Annotated in this window: 13 protein-coding genes; 5 read left to right on the top strand and 8 right to left on the bottom strand. The window is 62.1% G+C overall.

Annotated features, from left to right (window positions below; genetic code table 11):
• The first annotated feature begins 3 nt into the window (after positions 1-3).
• The 5 genes from ABAC460_RS32845 to ABAC460_RS32865 are packed head-to-tail and all read left to right on the top strand — an operon-like array spanning position 4 to position 5950.
• Complete coding sequence (locus ABAC460_RS32845; protein ID WP_023452901.1) at positions 4-720, top strand: CpaD family pilus assembly protein; 717 nt, start codon at positions 4-6, stop codon at positions 718-720.
• 23 nt (positions 721-743) lie between these two features.
• Positions 744-2237, top strand: a complete 1494-nt coding sequence (locus ABAC460_RS32850) for a pilus assembly protein CpaE (protein WP_023452902.1) — start codon at positions 744-746, stop codon at positions 2235-2237.
• A 10-nt stretch (positions 2238-2247) separates the two neighbouring features.
• Positions 2248-3882, top strand: a complete 1635-nt coding sequence (locus ABAC460_RS32855) for a CpaF family protein (RefSeq protein ID WP_031236619.1) — start codon at positions 2248-2250, stop codon at positions 3880-3882.
• 9 nt (positions 3883-3891) lie between these two features.
• Positions 3892-4902, top strand: a complete 1011-nt coding sequence (locus ABAC460_RS32860; protein ID WP_023452904.1) for a type II secretion system F family protein — start codon at positions 3892-3894, stop codon at positions 4900-4902.
• A 16-nt stretch (positions 4903-4918) separates the two neighbouring features.
• The gene (locus tag ABAC460_RS32865; RefSeq protein ID WP_023452905.1) at positions 4919-5950 is read left to right on the top strand and encodes a type II secretion system F family protein; all 1032 of its coding nucleotides are present in this window, start codon (positions 4919-4921) and stop codon (positions 5948-5950) included.
• A 181-nt stretch (positions 5951-6131) separates the two neighbouring features.
• Here the strand turns inward: ABAC460_RS32865 and ABAC460_RS32870 are convergent, their stop codons facing one another.
• The 8 genes from ABAC460_RS32870 to ABAC460_RS32905 form a co-directional block, all read right to left on the bottom strand.
• Positions 6132-6560, bottom strand: coding sequence for a cupin domain-containing protein (locus ABAC460_RS32870; protein ID WP_023452906.1), 429 nt, complete (start codon positions 6558-6560; stop codon positions 6132-6134).
• 8 nt (positions 6561-6568) lie between these two features.
• Positions 6569-7933: a Gfo/Idh/MocA family protein gene (locus tag ABAC460_RS32875; RefSeq protein ID WP_023452907.1), complete on the bottom strand. Its 1365-nt coding sequence runs from the start codon at positions 7931-7933 to the stop codon at positions 6569-6571.
• Between the two features lie 11 nt (positions 7934-7944).
• The gene (locus tag ABAC460_RS32880) at positions 7945-9123 is read right to left on the bottom strand and encodes a Gfo/Idh/MocA family protein (RefSeq protein WP_023452908.1); all 1179 of its coding nucleotides are present in this window, start codon (positions 9121-9123) and stop codon (positions 7945-7947) included.
• Positions 9124-9409: 286 nt separating this feature from the next.
• Positions 9410-11227 carry a ribonucleoside-diphosphate reductase subunit alpha gene (locus ABAC460_RS32885; protein WP_023452909.1) on the bottom strand — a complete coding sequence of 606 codons (1818 nt, stop codon included), beginning with the start codon at positions 11225-11227 and terminating at the stop codon, positions 9410-9412.
• 298 nt (positions 11228-11525) lie between these two features.
• Positions 11526-11894 carry an aspartate 1-decarboxylase gene (gene panD, locus ABAC460_RS32890; RefSeq protein ID WP_023452910.1) on the bottom strand — a complete coding sequence of 123 codons (369 nt, stop codon included), beginning with the start codon at positions 11892-11894 and terminating at the stop codon, positions 11526-11528.
• 88 nt (positions 11895-11982) lie between these two features.
• A complete protein-coding gene (locus ABAC460_RS32895; RefSeq protein WP_235075785.1) occupies positions 11983-12495 on the bottom strand; it encodes a GxxExxY protein in 513 nt (170 codons plus the stop codon).
• 10 nt (positions 12496-12505) lie between these two features.
• Entirely contained in the window at positions 12506-12814 is a 309-nt protein-coding gene (locus ABAC460_RS32900; RefSeq protein WP_023452912.1) for a DUF883 family protein, read from the bottom strand.
• A gap of 105 nt (positions 12815-12919) precedes the next feature.
• Positions 12920-13588: a TetR/AcrR family transcriptional regulator gene (locus tag ABAC460_RS32905; protein WP_023452913.1), complete on the bottom strand. Its 669-nt coding sequence runs from the start codon at positions 13586-13588 to the stop codon at positions 12920-12922.
• Between the last annotated feature and the right edge of the window lie 58 nt (positions 13589-13646).

Below are 13646 nucleotides of genomic sequence, written 5' to 3' on the forward strand. Positions count from 1 at the left end.
ATCATGACCCTGCGTTTCGCATCCCATAATCCGATTCTGGCCCCGATTTCGGTTCCGATTCTGGCCCTGGCCGCCGTGCTGGCCGCCGGTGCACTGAGCGGTTGCGCCTCGACCAAGCAGGCGGAACTCGCACCGCCGCCGTCGGCGACCCCGACCGATCAATACGCCCTGACCGCGGAATCGCGCGTCGAGCCGATCCACCTGCGCATCAATCCGACCGGAATTTCGGCCAATCAGGCACGCGCCCTCGACCAGGTCGCCAGCCAGGCGGCATGGACGGCGGGTCAACCGGTCGATGTCCAGATCATAACCAGCCCCGATCCCGGCTCCATGGCCGCCGGCAACGCCATCGCCGGCTACCTGATGGGGCGCGACGTATCGCGTGACACTGTCAGCCAGTACAGCGTCCAGAGCCAGCCGGTCGAGATTGTGACCGTCAATGTCGTCAGCTACCGCGCCAGCGTTCCGGCCTGCGGCCAGCACTGGGAAAACCTGGCGGCGACGCGCAAGAACAAGCCGCACGCCAATTTCGGCTGCGCCGTGACCGCCAACCTGGCAGCCCAGGTGGCCGATCCGCGGGACCTGGTCGACCCCGCCACCGCGACCCCCAGCGACGCCGCCCGGAAGTCGGTGATCCTGGACAAGTACCGCAAGGGTGAAGTGACATCGGCGGCTAAGGACGAACAAGCCACCGGCGCCATTTCCCAGGCCATTAAGTAACTCATCGGATTAGAGAGACGACCATGCCCCAGGCGAAACATTCCGATCCGTTCGACGACGATCTCGATGACGAGTTCGTCGATTTCCGCGCCAAGCTGGACGCGGCTGACGAATTCGAACTGGACCAGCCGGCCGCCTATGCGCCGGACGCCGATCCGTTCGATGACGACTATTCGCCGCAGCAACGCGGCCCCGTGCGGCAGCAGGCCCTGGCCCAGCCCCTGGGCCAGCCAACGTCGCTGGCCAAGCGCGACCTGGGCCTGCGCGAACCGCCGGCTTCGGGTGGCGGCTTGGGCGACGACGATATCGGCGCCATCTCGATCCCGCGCATCAACATCCACTTTTTCCCGGATTCGGAAGCGTCGCTGCAGGCCTGCGACACCGCCGCCCTGGACCGCCGGATGAGCCGCGCCCAGTGCACGGTCAAGCGCGGCGGCATCTTCGAAGCCATCGACACCTACCGCCACGAGCCGACCCCGTCTCTGGTCGTCGTCGAAAGCGGTGCCCGCGGCCGCGACCTGCTGGACCAACTGGGCCAGTTGGCCGAGGTTTGTGACGGCAATACCAAGGTCGTCGTCGTCGGCGCCCACAACGATATTTCGCTGTACCGCGAACTGATCCGCCAGGGCGTGTCGGAATATGTCGTCTCTCCGCTGCAGCCGCTGTCGCTGATCAAGACCATCGCCGGCCTGTTCAATGACCCGGAAACGCCCTTCGTCGGCCGCACCATCGCGTTTGTTGGGGCGCGCGGCGGCGCCGGTTCGTCGTCGATCGCCCACAACTTCGCCTTCAACCTGTCCGAAGCGATGTCGTCCAATACCGTCATCGTCGACTACGACCTGCCCTTCGGCACCGCCGGCCTGGACTTCAACCAGGATCCGCCGCACGGCCTGGCTGACGCTTTGAACGAGCCCGACCGTCTCGACTCGGTGCTGTTGGACCGCATGCTGACCAAGTGCACGGAGCGCCTGTCGCTGTTTTCGTCGCCGGCCGCCCTGGACCAGGACTATACCGCCGATCCGGAGGCCTTTGACGAGGTCACCCGCAAGATCCGTTCGGCTGCGCCGTTCATCGTCATGGACCTGCCGCACGTCTGGACGACCTGGCTGCGCCACAACCTGGTCGCCGCCGATGATGTGGTTATCGTCGCCACCCCGGATCTCGCCTCCTTACGCAACGCCAAGAACATCATCGACCTGCTGAAGCACAGCCGGCCGAACGATGCGCCGCCGCGCCTGGTGCTGAACCAGATGGAGACCCCGGGCCGTCCCGAAATTCCGGTCAAGGATTTCACGGCTGCCCTCGGCATCGAACCCTGCGCGTTGATCCCCTTCGATGCCAAGCTGTTCGGCAGCGCCGCCAACAACGGCCAGATGATCGTCGAAGTCGGCCCCACGTCCAAGGCTGCCGAATCGCTGGGTCACCTGACCGCCGCCATCACCGGGCGCACCCCGGAACCGACCAAGGCCAAGAAGGCCAGCTCTTCGTCTTTCCTGAGCAACCTCTTCAAGAAGTGAGCCGCCTCACGTGTTTGGTAAACGTCCGACAGATGGGGGAGCAGCCCCCGCAAGCGCCGGCCGGGCAGGCTTCGGCGGCGCTCCGAAGGGGGCACCAGCCGCACCCGCGCCCGGTGAAGCGCGTCCTCAGGCCCTAAGTAAGGTCAATGGCGCGCCGCCACCCGCTGCCGCCACATCGGACATCGCCACGCGTCCACAACAGGCCGATGCCCGCCCGCGCAAGGAAGCGCCGGCCGGTGGCGGCATGCCCTTGCCCGAACTGAGCCAGGAAAAGCGCGTCGACAAGAACGCCGCCGCCGCCAAATCCAAGCTGGCCGCCGGCCTGGATCAGATGCACAAGGCGCAAGCGGTCACCGAGATCGTCCGCGAGCAGTCCGACTATTACCACGCCACCAAGACGGCGATCTTCAACGCCCTGCTGAACACCATCGACCTGAGCCAGCTGGCCCAGCTGGATCACAAGGCCGCGTCCGAGGAAATCCGCGACATCGTCGCCGAACTGGTGGCGATCAAGAACGTCTCCATGTCGGTGGCCGAACAGGACAACCTGGTCCAGGACATCATCAACGATGTTCTGGGTTACGGCCCGCTGGAGCCTCTGCTGGCCCGCGACGACATCGCCGACATCATGGTCAACGGCGCCCAGCGCGTCTTCATCGAAGTCGGCGGCAAGGTCCAGCTGACCAATGTCCGTTTCCGCGACAATCAGCAGCTGATGAACATCTGTCAGCGTATCGTGTCCCAGGTCGGTCGCCGCGTCGACGAAAGTTCACCGATCTGCGACGCCCGTCTCCCCGACGGTTCCCGCGTCAACGTCATCGCGCCGCCGCTGGCGCTGGACGGTCCGACGCTCACCATCCGGAAGTTCAAAAAAGACAAGCTGACCATGCGCAACCTGGTGGAGTTCAACTCCATCAGTCCGGAAGGCGCGCGGGTCCTGGGCGTCATCGGCGCCTCGCGCTGCAACGTCCTGATCTCCGGCGGTACCGGTTCGGGCAAGACGACCCTGCTCAACACCATGACGGCCTTCATCGATCCGACCGAACGCGTCGTGACCTGCGAAGACGCCGCCGAACTGCAACTTCAGCAGCCGCACGTGGTGCGTCTGGAAACCCGGCCGCCGAACCTGGAAGGCCAGGGCACGATCACCATGCGCGACCTGGTCAAGAACTGTCTGCGTATGCGTCCCGAACGCATCATCGTCGGCGAAGTCCGCGGACCCGAGGCCTTCGACCTGTTGCAGGCCATGAACACCGGCCACGACGGCTCGATGGGCACGCTGCACGCCAACAGCCCGCGGGAAGCCGTTTCGCGTCTGGAATCGATGATCACCATGGGTGGCTACGGCCTGCCATCGCGAACCATCCGCGAAATGATCGTCGGCTCGATCGACCTGATCATCCAGGCCGCCCGCCTGCGCGACGGCTCGCGCCGCATCACCCACGTCACCGAAGTGCTGGGCCTGGAAGGCGATGTCATCGTCACCCAGGACCTGTTCCTCTACGAGATCGAGGGCGAGGACAAGCAGGGCAAGATCATCGGCCGCCACCGTTCCACCGGCATCGGCCGGCCGCGGTTCTGGGACCGCGCCAAGTACTACGGACTCGAGCGCGAGCTCGCTGAAGCGCTGGACGCTTCGGAATAGGTTGAACCCATGTTGATGACGCTCCTCATCGCCTTTCTCGGCTTCGTGGTTATCGCGAGCGTCGGCTTTGCCTTCATCGGCGGCGGCAGCGGCAGCAGTGGCGGCGGCGCGGCCCTGACCAAGCGCACCCAGACCATCGGGCTGGGGACGAATTCGCGCGGCAAACGCGGCGGCAAATCGGCCGCCAAAACGCCGGAAGAGCGTCGCAAGCAGATCACCGAGCAGCTCAAGGAAGCCGAAAAGCGGGAACGCAAGGCCCGCCTGACCCTGCGGTCGCGGATGCTGCATGCCGGGCTGACGCCCAACGTCACCCAGTTCTGGATCATCAGCGGTATCATCGGCGCCATCGCCTTGGTCGTGCCGCTGGTCCTGCTGAGCAAGATGGATTTCATGCTGCGTCTTCTGGTGGCGCTGGGCGCGGGCTTTGCGTTTTCCTACGGCGCGCCGCGGTGGGTTCTGGGTGTGATGGCGACCGGCCGCCTCAAAAAGTTCACCGAAGAATTTCCCAACGCCATGGACATCCTGGTGCGCGGCATCAAGTCCGGACTTCCGGTCCATGACGGCCTGAAGATTATTGCTAAGGAAAGCCCCGCGCCGCTGGGACCGGAATTTCTGCGCCTTGTCGAAAACGTCGGCGTCGGTATGTCGGTCGAAGGTGCGCTGGAAAAGATGTCCGAGCGCGTGCCGTCGCCGGAACTGCGTTTCTTTACCATCGTCATCGCCATCCAGGCGAAGACCGGCGGGAACCTGGCCGAAGCTCTGAACAATCTTTCGGGTGTTCTTCGTGCGCGGAAAATGATGCGCGAAAAGATCAAGGCGCTGTCGTCGGAAGCCATTGCGTCAGCCTCGATCATCGGCGTCCTGCCGCCCGGCGTTGGCGCCATGATTGCCATGACACGTCCGGAATATATCGGCGGCATGTTCACCGATCCGCGCGGCCAGATCATGCTGCTGGGCGGCGCGTTCTGGATGGCCATGGGCATCTTCATGATGCGCAAGATGATCAACTTCAAATTCTGACCGGGAGGCCTTTTCCATGACCGAATTCGCTTCCATGATCATGCAGCCGAACAATCTGATCGCCCTTGCGGTGGCAGGGATGGTGTTCTTTACGATCATTACGCTGGGCAAAAGCATGACGTCCGGCGAGCAGCTGGACAAACGCCTGAAGGCGGTCGCTCAGCGCCGCGAAGAGCTGCGCCGCCAGTCGCGCCAGCAGATCGTCAAGGAACAGTCCGGCGGGCTGCGCCATAAGGACGACGGCATGGCGCGCGGCTTTGTCGACAAGTTCAACCTGCGCAAACTGCTGGAAGATCCCAAGGTCGCTGAAAACCTGGCCATGGCCGGCTTCCGCGGCCCCAAGCCGATCTCGACCTTCTATTTCTTTCGCTTCCTGATGCCCTTCGTGCTGGGGGCGCTGGCGACCTTTTACATCTTCGTGGTCAACGACTTCGGCCAGAAGATGAACATGAAGGTCCTGATCTGCGTGGCCATGTTCGTCGCCGGCTATTACGCGCCGAACATCTATATCTCTAACACCGCTTCCAAGCGCCGTCAGTCGATCGTCGCCGCCTTCCCCGACGCGCTGGACCTGCTGCTGATCTGCGTCGAGGCGGGTATGTCGATCGAAACGGCGCTGCACAAGGTGTCGCAGGAAATCGGCGGTACCTCGATCGCGTTGGCCGAAGAAATGTCGCTGCTGGTGGCGGAACTTTCCTACCTGCCCGAACGGCGGCAGGCCTATGAAGGGTTTTCCAAGCGCACCAACCACCCAGGTATCAAGGCCGTCTGTACGGCCATGATCCAGGCGGAAAAATACGGTACGCCGCTGGGCACCGCGCTGCGCGTGATGGCCAAGGAAAACCGGGAACTGCGCCTGTCGGCAGCGGAGAAGAAGGCGGCAGCCCTGCCCGCTCAGCTGACCGTGCCGATGATCGTCTTCTTCCTGCCCGTGCTGTTCGTGGTCATCCTGGGCCCCGCGGCCCTCAAGGTCATCGACCTGCAATCGGCCAACGCCAAGGGCGGTGAAGCCGAGGTGCAAAAGGAAGCCCGGAAGGGAGACCTGTAAGGTTTAAGGCAAGGGGCCTCGGGCCGTCGGCGGACCCCGAAACGCGTTCGAGTTTGAAATTTCTCTGTAGCCAAAATAAAAGGGGCCCACTTCGGAGCCCCTTTTATTTTGGCTAAAAAGGAAGTCCAACCTTGAAGGGTTACGGGGTCCAGGGGTCCGCGACCCCTGGTCTTAAATCTTCCTATTCCGGGCTCCAGTTGATCACGTGATACACGGCCGGCGTCGTGCCGACATTGCGTAGCGCATGCGGGCTGTTGGACGCGTTGAACACCACCGAGCCCGGGCCGATGCGCACCCATTTGCCATCCGACAGCACCTCAACCGTGCCTTCTTTGATAATGACCAGTTCCTCGTTCACGTGGGTATGCGGCGCATGGGAGCTGAGGCCGGGATTGAGCGTGGTGACGTGCATCTCCAGCTCGTCCAGGGTGGCCGTCGGCTGACGCACCACGTGACGGTACGATCCGACATCGGTCGGCTTGGCTTCGAGCTTCTCCCAATCAAAGACAGCCGGGCCCAGGATCGCCTTGTCGGCATGGGCGAACCCGACCGCGCCCAGGGTCAGGACGATAGCGCCCGCCGCTATGCAGATATCGCGTTTGGTGATCATGGCGAACTTCAGATCCCGTAAGGCGCGCGCATCGGGCGCGACAGCATGGCATTGGCTTCGTCGTCGTTCTTGAAGCGCTCCTGGACCGGGTTCCAGTAGACCTTGCGCTTGAGCATCATGGCAATGTCGTGGACCAGGCAGGTCGAGCAACCGCGGTGACCCAGTTCGGCCGGCGAGATCGGCGTTTCGCGGCTGATGACGCAATCCAGCCAGTTGCCGTGCTGTTCATCGGCCTTATAGAGGTGGACCTCATCCGGGCCGATCACCGAGGTCAGGATCTTCGGGTCCGAGGCAGACAGCTTCGGCGATGGCGCCGACTTTGGATCACTGGCGGTGGCCGCCGAGTCGCCACGCGACACGAACAGCCAGCCCTTGGAGCCGATATATTTGATACCGTTGGGGTAGTCGCCCGACACGCTCATGCGCACACCGTTGGCGTAGAGGGCTTCGGTACGGAACTTGCCGTGGACGTCCCACAGGCCGGAGGTCGGGTATTCGACGTGGTCGCACCAAACCTCGACCGGGCCGGTATGTTCAGTGTCCATGCCCCAGTGGGCGCTGTCGATATGGTGCGAGCCCCAGCCGGTGATCATGCCGGCGCCGAACTGACGCAGGCGCAGCCAGCCCGGCCGGTCGTAGCCGACGCGGGGATGCACGCGGTCGAGCGTATAGGGCACATAGGGCGTCGAGCCCAGCCAGGCATCGTAGTTGAAACCGTCCGGCACCGGCATGGGCGTGGGATCACCGCCGGCCGGATCACCCGGCAGGCCGATCTCGACGCGTTGCAGGTCGCCGATGCGGCCATTGCGGACCAGCTCGGCGGCGGTGCGGAACTGGGGCATGTTGGTGCGCTGCTGGCTGCCGATCTGCAGGATGCGGCCCGACGCCAGGACGGCGTTGCTCATGGCGCGGCCTTCGGCGATGGTCAGCGAGGCCGGCTTCTGGACGTAGACGTCCTTGCCGGCGCGGACCGAGTGGATGGCCTGGATGGCGTGCCAGTGGTCCGGCGTCGAGATGATGACCGCGTCAATGTCCGGATTGGCCAGGACGTCGTGGTAGTCGGCATAGGTTTTTACGCCGTCATAGGGCTTGCCGGTCTTTTTGGTGTAGAAGTCGTTGACCAGGAGCTTGGCTTCTTCGACGCGGTGAGGGTCGATGTCGCAGACGGCCGTGATGCGGGCGCGGTCATATTTCATCACTTCGGGCATGTCGTGGCCGCGTGAGATGCGGCCGGTGCCGATGGCAGCGACATTGATCCGCTTCGATGGGGCATATTGTCCGAACACGGACGATGGCACTATGGCGGGGAAGCCTGCGGCCACGGCCGTCGCCAGCCCGGCCTTCAGGAACCCGCGTTTCGTCAGCTTGGTCATGGCGTTTCCTCTTATCTTATGATGCGTTTGGCGTTCTTTTGCGCTCTTATGGACAGTTCGGCGGCCAGCAGGGCCTGGTCCTGGTCCTGGGCCGTATGGGTGCGGTTGACGACGTCGTCGACGAACTGCGGACCGAACGGCAGCGGGCCGTTGGTGCAGTCGATGACCCGCGTGCCCTGCTGGTTGACGACGATCAGGAGGTTACCCTTCTTTTCGACGCCGACATTGATGTATTTGCGGGCTTCGATGTAGCCATCAGTGCCCAGGATGAACAGACGGCCGTCGCCCCAGGTGCCCAGGCCCTTCGGTGTGAACCAGTCGAGGCGGATATAGCCGAAGCCCTTGTCGCTGCGGAGCATCATGTCGCCGAAGTCCTGGAACTTCGGGCGATCGGGGTGTTTGAGGTTGGCGACCTGGGAGGTGACGACCTCGGCCTTGGTTGAGCCGGTGTAGTAGAGGAACTGGTCGACCTGGTGCGAGCCGATGTCCGCCAGGATGCCGCCGAAGCGGGCATCGTCCCAGAACCAATCGGGCCGGCCGCCACCACCGCCGGCGTCGCCGCCGTTCTGGAAGATCTGGTGCGGCGCCAGGTTGATGGTCTGGATCACCGTGCCGATAGCGCCCTGCTTGATCAGCTCGCCGGCATGGACCGCAGCGCGCACGTCCAGGCGTTCGGAGTACTGGATCTTGTACATCTTGCCTGTCGATTTGATGGTTTTGCGGACCTCGGCCAGGTCTTTCAAGGTGATGATACCGGGCTTGTCCGCCAGGACGTCCTTGCCGGCCTTCATGGCGCGCAGGCCGATCTGGGTGCGCTCGTTCGGCACCTGGGAGGTCAGGATGACCTGGATGGACGGATCGTTGATGATCTCGTCCTGGGTTTCCTTGATAGGAACGTTGGGGAAGCGCGTCTTGAAGTTGGCAAGCTTGTCGGGCTCGGAGCCCCAGGCCGAGACCAGCTCGCCGCCGCCGCGCATGACCGCTGCGGCCATGCCGTAGATGTGGTCGTGACTCATCCCGACGACGCCGAAGCGGATCTTGTGTTTGGGCTGCTCTTCGGGGAGGACTGGCAGGGTCTCGATCGCCGCCTGGCCGGCCGCCAGGGCGGCTTCGGAGACGCCCGCGCCCATCATCGCCACCGGTGTCAGACCCGCCGCCATCAGAAACTCACGTCGTCCGGTACGCTGCATGGGATCCTCCTGTGTGGCACGGTCATTGGTCTGACCTTTGAGGCCATGATGGCCTGATCATTCGCCGATTGGCAATAGGTTTATCGGAGCATAACGGTATTTCCGGCGGTAGGAAGTAGAATTAAGACCAGGGGCCTCGGGCCCCTGGACCCCGAAACTCGTTCAGGATTGGGCTTCTGAAAAGCTAAATAAAAAAGGGCCCACTTCGGAGCCCTTTTTTATTTAGATATGTAGAAATCTCAAACTCTGACGAGTTTCGGGGTCCAGGGGTCCGCGACCCCTGGCCTTACTGACACGCCAGACATTCCTCGTAGTCCGTCTTCGGCGTCTGCATCTTCTCGACGATTTCCTTGGTTTCGCTGCCGGCGTGGGAGGCGCGTTGGACCGACTTGGAGCGCAGGTAGTACATCGACTTCAGGCCCTGTTCCCACGCCGTCCAGTGCAGCATGTGCAGGTCCCACTTGTCGACATCGCCCGGCAGGAAGATGTTCAGCGACTGCGACTGGCAGATTTCCGGCGTACGATCCGCCGCCAGTTCCACCACCCAGCGCTGGTCGATTTCGAAGGCCGTTTTGAACACGAACTTTTCGTCTTCGTTCAGTTCGTCGAGATGCTGCACCGAGCCTTCGTGCTGGACGATATTGTCCCACACTTCGGCCGTGTTGATGCCCTTGGCTTCCAGCAGCTTTTCCAGGTACGGGTTCTTCACCGCGAACGAGCCCGACAGGGTTTTGTGGGTATAGATGTTGGCCGGGATCGGCTCGATGCCGGCCGAGGTGCCGCCGCAGATGATCGAGATCGAGGCGGTCGGGGCGATGGCCAGCTTGTGCGAGAAGCGCTCCATGACGCCGCGCTCTTCGGCGTCGCGGCACGGCCCGCGCTCCTGACCCAGCTTGATCGAGGCCTTGTCGGCTTCGCGGCGCAGGTGCTTGAACAGGCGCATGTTCCACGACTTGGCCATGGCGGATTCGAACGCCACGCCCTGAGCCTGCAGGAAGGAGTGGAAGCCCATCAACCCTAAGCCGACCGAACGTTCGCAGAGGGCGGAATAGACAGCCGAGTCCATCGAACCCGGGGCGCACTGGATGAAGTCTTCCAGGACGTTGTCGAGGAAACGCATGACGTCCTCGATGAAGCCCGGGGCGTCGCGCCATTCCAGGAAGGTCTCGGCATTGACCGACGACAGGCAGCACACGGCGGTGCGGTCCTGGCCACGGTGATCCGGACCAGTGTGCAGCATGATTTCCGAACACAGGTTCGATTGCGTCACCTTCAGGCCCAGGTCGCGCTGGTGCGCAGGCATGGCGCGGTTGATGGTGTCGTTGAAGATCAGGTAGGGCTCGCCGGTCTGCAGTCGGATCTCGAGGATCTTCTGCCACAGGCTGCGGGCGTCAATATAGCGGACGATCTCGTCATTCTTGGGCGAACGCAGGCCGAACGGCGTGCCGTCGCGGACGGCTTCCATGAACTCGTCGGTGATGCCGATGCCGTGGTGCAGGTTCAGGCTCTTGCGGTTGAAGTCGCCCGACGGCTTGCGGATTTCGAGGAATTCTTCGATTTCCGGGTGGAAGACGTCGAGATAAACGGCAGCCGAACCGCGGCGCAGAGAACCTTGCGAAATCGCCAGGGTCAGCGAATCCATCACGCGGATGAAGGGAATGATACCCGAGGTCTGGCCAGCGCCTTTGACCTTTTCACCGATCGAGCGGACGCGGCCCCAGTACGTGCCGATGCCGCCGCCATTGCTGGCCAGGGCGACGTTTTCGTTCCAGGTGCCGACAATGCCTTCCAGGCTGTCGGGCACGGCGTTCAGGAAGCACGAGATCGGCAGGCCGCGTGAGGCGCCGCCATTGCTCAGGACCGGGGTCGCCGGCATGAACCACAGTCGGGAAATATAGTCGTAGATGCGCTGAGCGTGGTCGCTGTCGTCGGCATAGGTGGTGGCTACGCGGGCAAACATGTCCTGATAGGACTCACCCGGCATCAGATACCGGTCGTCCAGGGTGGTCTTGCCGAAGTCGGTCAGGAGGGCATCGCGCGAAGGGTCGGTAACCACATGCTTATGCAGCTTGAACTCAGGACGGACCTTCGGGCGAACAACCATGTTCGCCTTAAAGGGTACAGAAACCTCACGCTTGACCGCTTCACTCGCTGACATATTCGCCTTGACCCTTGGTAGAAAACTAAACCGTGCGAAGCGACGCTAAAACTACATGTAGTGCCTGAGCGGCCCCGTTCGTCGATATATGGGGCTTAATCCGGTGAGTCCGTCAAGCGGCCAACACCCTGTTCAGGCGAACTTTTTCGTTAATGAGACGTAAATTTTTTTCTTTTTTCAAGAGCCTCAAGGGTTTGGACGATCTTTACACAAATTAACCAAGATCACGATTTCTGTGAACGAATCAGACGACGATTTGGCGTTCGGTTTCCGACAGGTAGCGGTCAAGTCGATTGTGCCGGTCAACCAGCACGACTCTGGGGACAATCGGGGCCGGCGTCAGCTCGAAACCCATGATGATGATCTGCTCGCCCTCGCCGATCAGGTGCGCCGCGGCACCGTTCATGGCGATAATGCCCGAATCGCGGTCGCCCTTGATGACGTAGGTTTCGAGCCGGGCGCCGGAGGTGTTGGAGACAACCAGGACTCGCTCGCCTTCCCACAGACCGACGGCGTCCATCAGGTTCTCATCGATGGTGATAGAACCGATATAGGCCAGGTTGGCTTCGGTGACATAGGCGTTGTGGATCTTGGAACGGAGACAGTGACGCATAGAGGGGTTCTTTTGACACTTTTGAAGGGGAACACGGAAAACACTGAAAGACGCTCGCGAGCGAGCGTCGACACGGAAAACACGGAAGTCAGAGAACAACCCGCTCAATCTGTACCTTCGCCGGCGCCCCAAAATTGATGACAAGACCCAGACGTAGACCTGTGGCTTTAAGGTAATGAAGCAGTTGCAGCCTATGCTCCGGGGCGATGCTTTGCATCGCCTTCAATTCGAGAATGATTTTATCGAAGCAGACGAAGTCAGCGCGATAGAACTGATTAAGGGCTTCGCCCTTGTAGGTCAGGTTGAGAGCGCGGTGAGCGACGTAATCGATACCAAGTTTCTGAAACTCCCGCTCCAGACACTCTTGATAAACTGCCTCGAGAAATCCAGAGCCCATCTCGCGATAGACCTCAAACACGGCACCGCGAATGCGAAAGACTTCGTCTTCAAACAGCAGTTCCGCCATTCCGTGTTTTCCGTGTTGAGGTTCGCGGAGCGAACATCCTTCAGTGTTTTCCGTGTTCCTCTTAAACGCTTCATGGAAAAGCGCCAAGGCTTGCCAACGCAAAAAGGCCCGGGACATCCCCGGGCCGATAAACATGAAGACAGGCTCAATACACCCGTTCGCTGCGGTGGGTCAGGATAAAGCCCAGCACCACACCGACGGCCAGCGCCACCGCCGTTGACGACAGCGGATGGTCGTCCACCGCGCTCACCGCACGTTTACCGGCCGTCTCCAGCTCCTCCGTCGCCATGTCGGTAAACTGTTTGATACGCGCTTCGGCCACCCGGGCCTTCTTGGCCAGTTGGCCATAGACGTGCTCGACCTCGTGCTTGATGGTCTCGGCCAGCGAGCTGATATCCTCCTCACTGAACGACTTGATCTTGTCGGCGGCGGCCTTGGCTTTTGGGGACAACATGACAAACTCCTTCCGTGCAGGACGTAAAGCAGACTTCAGCCTACGCCAAAACAGCGCAGGCCCACCGTCACATTTTACGCGCGGCGCAGTAATTTTTCCGTATGTTTATTCCGACCACAGATCGGTGATATCGCCCTTGCGGTTCAGCATGTGAATCGCCTTCTTGATGACCGTGAGTACGTTTTCGATCCGCGCCTCGCTCTCGTAGGTCAAGGCCGCCCGGTGCATACCGTCCAGCGCAAATCGCGCCAGGTCGCGCGATGCCTGGAACCGCGCGTCGTTGCCGGCCATGATGAAGCCTGGCGTCGCCCGCCCCATCGCCGCCTTGTCGAAGGCTTCCTGGGCCGGTGCGATGGCCTTGGCAACCTCAGCGTCCTGACGACCGGCACGCTCCAGCGCCAGAAAGGCAGAGAACGGAATTGAGCTCAGCAGGCGCCAGTAGGCGTCGATGGCGCCATCCAGGGCATCCTGGCCGGGCTTCAGCTTCTTGGCCTCGGCCTCGAAGGCAACTTCGCGAGCGGCGTGGATATGCCAGGCGGCGGCTTCGACCAGATCTTCGCGTGTCGGGAAGTGATAGAGCATGGCGCCGCGGGTCAGGCCACAGGCTTCGGCAATGGCGGCATTGCCGGCGCGGAAATAGCCAAGTTCCGCAAACAGGCGCATCGCCGTGTCGAGAATCTGAACCCGCGTGCGACGCGACTTCGGGGTGTCGCGCGCAGGAGAATCCTTCGCCGAGTTATCCCGCATCTGCGCTGGTTTTTCACGCTCGTTCATTACACTCTTTCGCCGTCACTATACGCCGACGGTAAAATCGGTCGCTCCCCGTCTTTAA

The organism is Asticcacaulis sp. AC460 (assembly GCF_000495795.1).
Lineage (GTDB): Bacteria > Pseudomonadota > Alphaproteobacteria > Caulobacterales > Caulobacteraceae > Asticcacaulis.

Excerpts from the sequence above, each read along its gene's own strand:
- ABAC460_RS32870 (WP_023452906.1), bottom strand. The coding sequence starts at position 6,560 with ATGATCACCAAACGCGATATCTGCATAGCGGCGGGCGCTATCGTCCTG.
- ABAC460_RS32900 (WP_023452912.1), bottom strand. The coding sequence starts at position 12,814 with ATGTTGTCCCCAAAAGCCAAGGCCGCCGCCGACAAGATCAAGTCGTTC.
- ABAC460_RS32860 (WP_023452904.1), top strand. The coding sequence starts at position 3,892 with ATGTTGATGACGCTCCTCATCGCCTTTCTCGGCTTCGTGGTTATCGCG.
- ABAC460_RS32880 (WP_023452908.1), bottom strand. The coding sequence starts at position 9,123 with ATGCAGCGTACCGGACGACGTGAGTTTCTGATGGCGGCGGGTCTGACA.
- ABAC460_RS32905 (WP_023452913.1), bottom strand. The coding sequence starts at position 13,588 with ATGAACGAGCGTGAAAAACCAGCGCAGATGCGGGATAACTCGGCGAAG.
- ABAC460_RS32895 (WP_235075785.1), bottom strand. The coding sequence starts at position 12,495 with ATGTTTATCGGCCCGGGGATGTCCCGGGCCTTTTTGCGTTGGCAAGCC.
- ABAC460_RS32885 (WP_023452909.1), bottom strand. The coding sequence starts at position 11,227 with ATGGTTGTTCGCCCGAAGGTCCGTCCTGAGTTCAAGCTGCATAAGCAT.
- ABAC460_RS32845 (WP_023452901.1), top strand. The coding sequence starts at position 4 with ATGACCCTGCGTTTCGCATCCCATAATCCGATTCTGGCCCCGATTTCG.
- panD (WP_023452910.1), bottom strand. The coding sequence starts at position 11,894 with ATGCGTCACTGTCTCCGTTCCAAGATCCACAACGCCTATGTCACCGAA.
- ABAC460_RS32875 (WP_023452907.1), bottom strand. The coding sequence starts at position 7,933 with ATGACCAAGCTGACGAAACGCGGGTTCCTGAAGGCCGGGCTGGCGACG.
- ABAC460_RS32865 (WP_023452905.1), top strand. The coding sequence starts at position 4,919 with ATGACCGAATTCGCTTCCATGATCATGCAGCCGAACAATCTGATCGCC.
- ABAC460_RS32850 (WP_023452902.1), top strand. The coding sequence starts at position 744 with ATGCCCCAGGCGAAACATTCCGATCCGTTCGACGACGATCTCGATGAC.